General features: G+C 54.5%; 11 protein-coding genes. All 11 read right to left on the bottom strand.

Going from position 1 to position 7522, the window contains the following annotated elements; all coding sequences use genetic code 11:
- Positions 1-86: 86 nt before the first annotated feature.
- Positions 87-386: a hypothetical protein gene (locus GSQ75_RS15660; RefSeq protein WP_158755820.1), complete on the bottom strand. Its 300-nt coding sequence runs from the start codon at positions 384-386 to the stop codon at positions 87-89.
- A gap of 54 nt (positions 387-440) precedes the next feature.
- The gene (locus GSQ75_RS15655) at positions 441-845 is read right to left on the bottom strand and encodes a hypothetical protein (RefSeq protein WP_139350332.1); all 405 of its coding nucleotides are present in this window, start codon (positions 843-845) and stop codon (positions 441-443) included.
- Between the two features lie 782 nt (positions 846-1627).
- Positions 1628-1966 carry a hypothetical protein gene (locus GSQ75_RS15645; RefSeq protein ID WP_158755818.1) on the bottom strand — a complete coding sequence of 113 codons (339 nt, stop codon included), beginning with the start codon at positions 1964-1966 and terminating at the stop codon, positions 1628-1630.
- 73 nt (positions 1967-2039) lie between these two features.
- Complete coding sequence (locus tag GSQ75_RS15640; protein ID WP_158755817.1) at positions 2040-2324, bottom strand: hypothetical protein; 285 nt, start codon at positions 2322-2324, stop codon at positions 2040-2042.
- Between the two features lie 269 nt (positions 2325-2593).
- Positions 2594-2848 (bottom strand): hypothetical protein, encoded by a 255-nt coding sequence (locus tag GSQ75_RS15635; protein WP_158755816.1) that lies wholly within the window; start codon positions 2846-2848, stop codon positions 2594-2596.
- 576 nt (positions 2849-3424) lie between these two features.
- Positions 3425-3781, bottom strand: a complete 357-nt coding sequence (locus tag GSQ75_RS15630; RefSeq protein WP_158755815.1) for a hypothetical protein — start codon at positions 3779-3781, stop codon at positions 3425-3427.
- Between the two features lie 527 nt (positions 3782-4308).
- Complete coding sequence (locus GSQ75_RS15625; protein WP_158755814.1) at positions 4309-4737, bottom strand: hypothetical protein; 429 nt, start codon at positions 4735-4737, stop codon at positions 4309-4311.
- A 56-nt stretch (positions 4738-4793) separates the two neighbouring features.
- The gene (locus tag GSQ75_RS15620) at positions 4794-5216 is read right to left on the bottom strand and encodes a hypothetical protein (protein WP_216840700.1); all 423 of its coding nucleotides are present in this window, start codon (positions 5214-5216) and stop codon (positions 4794-4796) included.
- 68 nt (positions 5217-5284) lie between these two features.
- Entirely contained in the window at positions 5285-5572 is a 288-nt protein-coding gene (locus GSQ75_RS15615) for a hypothetical protein (RefSeq protein WP_158755813.1), read from the bottom strand.
- Between the two features lie 526 nt (positions 5573-6098).
- On the bottom strand, positions 6099-6578 hold the full coding sequence (locus tag GSQ75_RS15610) for a hypothetical protein (protein WP_158755812.1): 480 nt from the start codon (positions 6576-6578) through the stop codon (positions 6099-6101).
- A gap of 494 nt (positions 6579-7072) precedes the next feature.
- Positions 7073-7435 (bottom strand): hypothetical protein, encoded by a 363-nt coding sequence (locus GSQ75_RS15605; RefSeq protein WP_158755811.1) that lies wholly within the window; start codon positions 7433-7435, stop codon positions 7073-7075.
- Positions 7436-7522 lie beyond the last annotated feature (87 nt).

Below are 7522 nucleotides of genomic sequence, written 5' to 3'. Positions count from 1 at the left end.
GTTTTGGCATGGTGTGGACTCCTGAAGTGATAGTTCAGGGTGTCCACTAAAGCGTAGGAACTGTCCCGTCCGCCTTGAACGAGATGCTACGGCCTGCCATACAGGCACAACAGCGCAAGAGAGGCCATGCAGACGAAGAACAGGGTGTATGTGATTGCCGACGCATGCTTGATAAAGACGTTGTACCACTTGGATTGCTCCTGCGCCGTCAGAAGTTCCAAATACTTGGTGACATATTTCTGTTCACGGAAGTTGAAAAGCGCATCGCCTCCCACTTTGCCGCCGGCGTCGCCTATGCGCAAAAGGACGACGCAGAAGTACAACACGTTGAACAACGCGATGTCTGCGGCAAAAACGATGCAGCTACTGAAGAATAGTGTCGACATGAGCGCTAACGCTGGAGTTAAGCGGCGGCGTAGCCGTCCGCCTTGAACGATTTGTTAGCGCTGCGAGAGCGCTGCACGAAGAGCCTTTTCGTAGTCGGGTGAGAAGAAAGGAACAAGATAATAGCCATATTCCTGACTATGCAGGACGATGACACGATCACGAGCCTCGGGCGTGGGGGCGGAGCACGGAACTACGATTTCTTGGGGTGCGGTAAGACGACCCTTCAGCGCCTCAGTAAAGACCACGCGAACTATTCGACGGTCAGGCACGACAAAGCCCGACTTGCCGGAGAGGAGATGTTTCTCATAGTCGGGCCAGCGGTCAGCAACTACGTAACCGACCTCGATATTGTCTGCATCTCTCGCATCGGCCTTTGGGTCGGGCCAGTTCAAAGAACATGCAATCGCCGCTTGGCTAAAAGCTGCCAAGAAGATCATCAGGGTCGCGATATTTTTCATGTGCTAACGCTGGAGTTAAGCGGCGGCGAAGCCGTCCGCCTTGAACGAATGGTTAGGGCTCACGCGCAACCCGAGGGATGACGAACCCAGCGGAGCTTGCGACAGAAGGCCAATTTGAGTTGCCAAGCCCTGCTGCCATAAGCGTATCTCGCCAGTCTACCTGGGACTGCTTGATTGCCTTGTGGAGCAACTCAATGTCTCCTCCGGCGATCATGAGAGCCGCGATTTGCACGCGGGTTCTTGTTGCAGCCCACTCTGGCGCACGGGGTGGCTCCTGCATGCTGGCAAGCGCAGCGAGCACTGCATCCGCATCTTGCGCCGAATAGGCGCCCCGAACATTTGCCTCGATCGTCTGGGAAACTTCCATATGAGCCCTAACGCTGGAGTTAAGTGGCGGCGTAGCCGTCCGCCTTGAACGAATTGTTAGCTGCCCGACGCTTGGCGAAGCTCAAACCCCAACGCGGTTAGCCACGAGCGCACATCCTGTGCGGAGCCAGGCCAATACTCACAACCAAGCGTAGCAAGCTTAGTAGCAAGAGCCGTGTCGTTTGATTCCGAGAGGACCAATGCGAAGACTGCGTCTGAGGCTGACCTTGCCGCGCTGGAGCCATCTGACCTCGCGTAAAGCTGCACGACCCCTTGCCACGTAGGGGCGTCACGTTGCCAGTCTTGGTGGAACCACCCGCCAAAAAATTGTTCGAGATTGACTTGAGACACGCCGGCTTCCTTGGCAGCTAACGCTGGAATTAAGCGGCGGCGCAGCCGTCCGCTTGGATGAGTGGTTAGGCTTTCGTGACTGACACGGTGAGCCCCGCGGCTAGAAGAACCATGAAGGCACTAAGGCCAATGTACAGAAGCCTGTTTGCATGATTGCGAGCCTCCAACGCGCGGCTAGAAAGCTTGCAACCATCGAACGCCGATTCCTTCGTGCCGCTGAGTACAACGTATGCGGCTTGAAGATTAGAGATGTGCATCGATCGCTTTTCGCGAGCGCGAGAAAGGGCCTGCGGATTGTCATGGGCCAGGATGCGTGAAAACTTGAACAGAGAAACGTAGTACCAGATGGCGGCAGCGAAAACGATGGGAACCATAGCAGCGCATACGATATCGACGATGTTCATGAAATCCCACGCCTAACGCTGGAGTTAAGCGGCGGCTAGCCGTCCGCCTTGAACGAGTAGTTAGGCAGCATGGCTAGTAACCTTCTGCCGTGATTGAGAGAACCATGCCGCCCATTTTGGGGTCTTGCTGGAACTGCATGGTGATATTGCTACCACGTTGCTCTGTGCCGAAGTAAAACGAGAATTCCGCTTGCTCTAGTTGTAGGTGATTTTGACCAAACTGCGTCCCTTGCGACAAGCAAACCAAAGCCCTTTTGGCATTTTCGCCAGAAAACTCAACGGCACCTTGCTCCATAAGTTGCTTGCAAACTGCTTTTGCAGGGGCATAGCCATGATCGATGCATTGCACTTCATACATGGTCCGTTTATCGGAACCCTTGAAGCCGCCACCCCAAGACGTGTGGAACTCCAAGCTCTTGGTCTGGTCCGGTTGAACTGATGACGCGAATGCTCGCAATGGTGCACACAACGGGTCGGGCTTAGTTGCAGCCATTGCCTGGCAAGGCAAAGTCATCAAGATAAGAACCCATGGAATAAGGAGATGTCGCATCTGCTACCTAACGCTGGAGTTAAGCGGCGCCGGAGGCGTCCGCCTTGAACGAATGGTTAGGCACCGACCGCGCAACGCTAGTCGACGAGTGCCTTGAGACGCCGGACCTCTGCGATAAGTGAAGGGATGTCTTGCCGAGCGTGAGCAATGAAATCCTGGTCCGCGTGGGTGGCGTCAGTAAGGTAGATGTCTGGACTGGAGACGTCTAGGCCGCCGGTGCGAATGAAGTCAGAGCCGGACATGTGATCGCGCCCCTCGATGAAAGACTTCCAAGGTGCCGCTGTTGCAGCGTTGCAACGTGCCTCGATCTCATGAATTTCATTATCAGTCACCGAAACGCTCCGTAAGGTGCCTAACGCTGGAGTTAAGCGGCGGCGAAGCCGTCCGCCTTAAACGAGTGGTTAGGCCGTGAACCGGCTATGCAACGATGTACTACTTTGAGCTGCTACAGCTGAACTTGAGAATCGCATCAATGCTCGAATCCGGGATTGTAGGTTCGTAGTTGATCTCATTTGGGCTTGCGGTGACGTGATTGAGAAGTTGGCCTTCGCCGTTCGGGGCAGAATAACTAACACCTGACCAAACTGCAGCTTCCCAAGTTTGGCAATTAAGCAGAAACGCAGTCTTTTGAGAGAGTGTGCCATCTGGCCTCTGCGTGCCTAAGTTGGTCATTGTCCAGACCTGCAAAATTCCGCCGTTGTTACGAATACTTCCTCGATCCAAAAAAATAGTGTCCCCATCTGCGTTGCTAGATAGTCGGATCCAATCAGCCGCACTTACTCCAATTGTTGCCATGGATAGAGCAAGGAACAAGCTTAGCCTTACCACTTTAGAAGTTGCCATGAAGCCCCCTGCAGGCCTAACGCTGGAGTTAAGCGGCGCCGGAGGCGTCCGCCTTGAACGAGTTGTTAGGTTGCTCTGCTCTTGAGGCGCGCCATTGCCTGCGTGGCTGCCTCAACAACGGAGCACCAGTTAGCATTTGCAAGCAATTCCCCAATCGATCTGTCAGTTTGCCCCAAGACAGTATCCTCTCGCTCCCATATGACCGAGAAAGAACGCAGGGTGTCTAGCTCGTTGGGCAGAAACGCACGCTGTGCTAGGTCAGAGTCTGGATGAAAAGCATCATCGAACCATAAGCAATAAAACTCCGATGCATAGTCATCGTAGGGAATTTTGCCCGCGAAAGCGCGTTGCTCTTCAGAGCTTGCTATGAGTTCAAGCAAGCCCAGAATGGAATCCCTATACCCACTAGCAATGTCGTCCATTGAGCAACCTAACGCTGAAGTTAAGCGGCGGCGTAGCCGTCCGCCTTGAACGAGTAGTTAGATGGTGCCTGTGAAGTTGCTAGAACCACCACATGAACCACCGCATAAACAAGCCGCCCCACCACAAGCTACAAGATAGACCAGCGGCAATGAACGCAAAAAGGGGAGCGACGCCACTCCGATACCCCGTCGCGGCGTCGTAGAAAAGCCACGCTAGTGCGGCAGCCAACGCTACAACAAGAGCAAGCCCCACTAACCACTGCCTAGGCTTGACGGAGAACGCGGGCTTGTTTTGGATACGAACAGCCGAACTTGACTGACGCGAATTGCGGACTAGGACAAGGCCTCCGAATAGTGCAAGCAGCCCAACGGACCGAATTGCGAAGTTGTGTTGCCCATAGACAAGCATGCAGACCGCTGCAAAAGCCAACAACAACGCTTGCAAGATAAAGGAGATCGCCCGTTTGAGTTTGGGGGGTGCTGCCATAGTTCTCTAGCCTCATGCCACGGAACATCTAACGCTGGAGTTAAGCGGCGGCGAAGCCGTCCGCCTTGAACGAACTGTTAGAGCGCATCAGCTGAGCAGACCCACCTGCCGCCGCGCTATACAGGCCCTGGACGACACACATGACCAAGAACCAAGCTACAGAAACGGCCACTTGGCTGTCGTTGACTTGAAAGTATTGGGCGGCGCTACCGGTCAGCACAGAATGTGCTCCCGACCCAACTAAGCCGACGAGGAAGCCAGAAATGATGCCATGGTTGCGCGAGAGCCAACCAGCCATGAAGCCAGGTAGCAGAGTAGCCAGCATACCTAAGGGCGATGAGAGAACCGTCCAGAACGTGATGAGCCCGGGTGACGAAAAGTGCTGAAGCAACGCATGAGCCGAATAGTCTAAAAGGACGTAGAAAAGTGTTCCGGCAGTAATTGCGACAAGTGTTCTGGAATGTTTCATATGCGCTCTAACGCTGGAGTTAAGCGGCGCCGGAGGCGTCCGCCTTGAACGAAATGTTAGGCTGCGACGAAGCCTTGGACAATGCGAGAAGAATCGCTTTGCGCTGCAACGTGAAGCAAGACGGTGCGTTGTAGGTCGACGACAGGGTGGATTGCATGGTGCTTGCAGAAGTAGAACGCCTCGTTGAGAGGTTCGTTACCATGCCACGTTGTGAGCACGTCTTGATCGCTCGGGATATCGCCGTAGTTGAATTGACGCAAGTTGGCGAAATCCACGGAATCGTCCCACGTCGTGCAGTCTGAGCCCCAAGCCATCACGTACAAGCAGCCTGACTGTACCAACCAATCACTTACCTTGACTTGCCACTCACTGGTGACTGCGTCATCGATGATGACGAGGGCTCGAAACGGCGAGAGATGGGCGACATCTGGCAACGTGCCCTCGGGCGAGATGTGAAGGTAGACCGGAGAGTTGCTCATAAAGCCTAACGCTAGAGTTAAGCGGCGGCGTAGCCGTCCGCCTTGAACGAAATGTTAGGCGCACCCTACTAGGCGGACTCGTGCATGAGAAGCTTATGGATCGCCCGACCCTTGCGAAGAAAGTAGAAGGCGACGAGGGCAAAGAAAATGGACTCTGTGAGAGAGAGCCCTATGCCAACCCAAGTTTGAAGGATGAGCCGCTCGGTTTGAGAGGCCAAAGCTTCAAGGGTGACGCCATATAGCTTCCACAAATTGAAGATTTCGACCGCCGCACCGAACACGGACAAGAAAGCCCGTCCGAGCGCGAGCAGACCAATGATCCTTAATGCGAGCCAAGCTGCCGATTCTTTGTTCATTTGAGGCCTAACGCTGGAGTTAAGCGGCGCCGGAGGCGTCCGCCTTGAACGAGTAGTTAGAGCCCATTGCCCGAGAGATATGCCGGTGAACGTAACGCCGCTGAGTATTGCGCGCTTGAGAGAAATGGCCAATAGGAAATGTCGCGGCCGTGAGTGGCTCGATGCGAGTAAATCCTGCCGGCAATGCCCAATGTGAGCAAATTGGCGATGGTGAGCAGAACAGCCGCGGGCCGTGAGAGAACAGGCCAACTGTATGAAAGACGCGACTTGAGAAAGAGGATGCAGCGTGCAGCGACTTCGCGTACTTGCGGAGAAAGCCGATCGCGCCCTTTGAGCCGGTACTGACGCAGATCGCAGTACATGAGCCAGAAAGCCTTGTTGTAGATTTCGCGAATTGCGGGATCGCTTGATGTCGGAATGCGATCGTCGAACTGATAGTTCGTGATGAGCCCCGCGACTAATGAACGCTAAAGCTCTGCAAGTTTGGATCGTGCGTGTGCGTCAATCATGGGCTCTAACGCTGGAGTTAAGCGGCGCGCGGTACGCGCGTCCGCTTGGACGACGGGTTAGGCTCGCACTGCGCCGGCACCCGAATTTTTGGCGCGAGATCTTTGAGCGCACAGAGAACATCCGAGTCCGTTTCTACGCCCTCAAATATGGTCGGGGACTTCCCTGGAACGTAGATGATGAAACCGTAGCCGGACAAGGCTTTGCGGGTGATAGGGACGTGCTCTGCCCCCTTGAAAATGAACGTCGTCGCGCTGGAACTGATGAAAGCAACGTCTTTGCGACCACGTAATTCCGAGGCCAGAGACGAACTATAAAGGTTGAAGTCGCTTATGAAATCGCCGAAATCATCGGAGTTCCGATCCGCAGCGGAAACATCCGCGTCGGGGGTGAAGACAGCAACGACCGATGGACGATCAAGTGTGAGGGTGGACTGAGTACTGGCCGCACACACGAACCCTGACAGAGCAATCAAAACACTGGCGACTAGAAGTCTCATGTGAGCCTAACGCTGGAGTTAAGCGGCGCCGGAGGCGTCCGCCTTGAACGAGTAGTTAGGCTACACCCGAGTTACATCCTGGGGCCGCCGAATTAAGCACTTTGTTTCGCTTGCTCCGAATGCCAAGCCCCGGGCGGCAAATTTAGCGCACGAATTATTTCGGTATGCTCGGGATACTCCATGACGTTGGTGCCTTGCGGCATGGAAAGAAACTGCCCGGCACGGACTGTATGCGGCGCACTCGTAGACTCGATAGTGACCAAACACGAGCCCGAGATAACGTAGAGAGTGCTAGCTACACCTGACTCCGGGAAAGCTGTATGCGGCGCCCGGCTAAATTGCCGAATGCGATATTTGTACGCAGGTTGATGGAGCGCCTTTACCGTTGCGAGCGTAAGAGGGCCATGTGTCGTCACATCCCAATTTTGAGGCTTAGTCATAAGGCCTAACGCTAGAGTTAAGCGGCGGCGAAGCCGTCCGCCTTGAACGAGTAGTTAGATGCGCTCACGAACTTGCTGGAGCGCGGGTTTGGCGAAATTGAAGAAGTAGAAGCCAGCAAAAAGCATAAGCGTATTGAACACCGCGTTGAATACAGAATGGAAATATTTGGTCCCGTCCAAGAGGACGGCTAGCCACATTGCCAGCCCCGCGAGCATGACGATGAACGCCCATAATTTCACGGCAATGTAGGCCCAAGGCTTGCCGAAATAGACGACGCCAAGAACCGTGAATTGAACGGCCAGAGACACTAGAGCGAGCAAGTTGCCTGAGAGCAACGACATGATGTTTGCTGCGAGAAGCAATCCCAGAACAACATAGAGTGCCGGGATGAAATGCTTTTGGAGGTTTGCGGGCATGGCATCCATTGATCCGAGCATCTAACGCAAAAGTTGACTGGCTGCGGCGCGCAGCGCTCGATTGTCGCGACATCCTATACCCGCAGT

Origin of the sequence: Dyella sp. S184 (assembly GCF_009766065.1) — a bacterium.
Lineage (GTDB): Bacteria > Pseudomonadota > Gammaproteobacteria > Xanthomonadales > Rhodanobacteraceae > Rhodanobacter.
The sequence above is the reverse complement of the archived record's forward strand: the minus strand, read 5'-3'. Positions and strand labels throughout refer to the sequence as shown.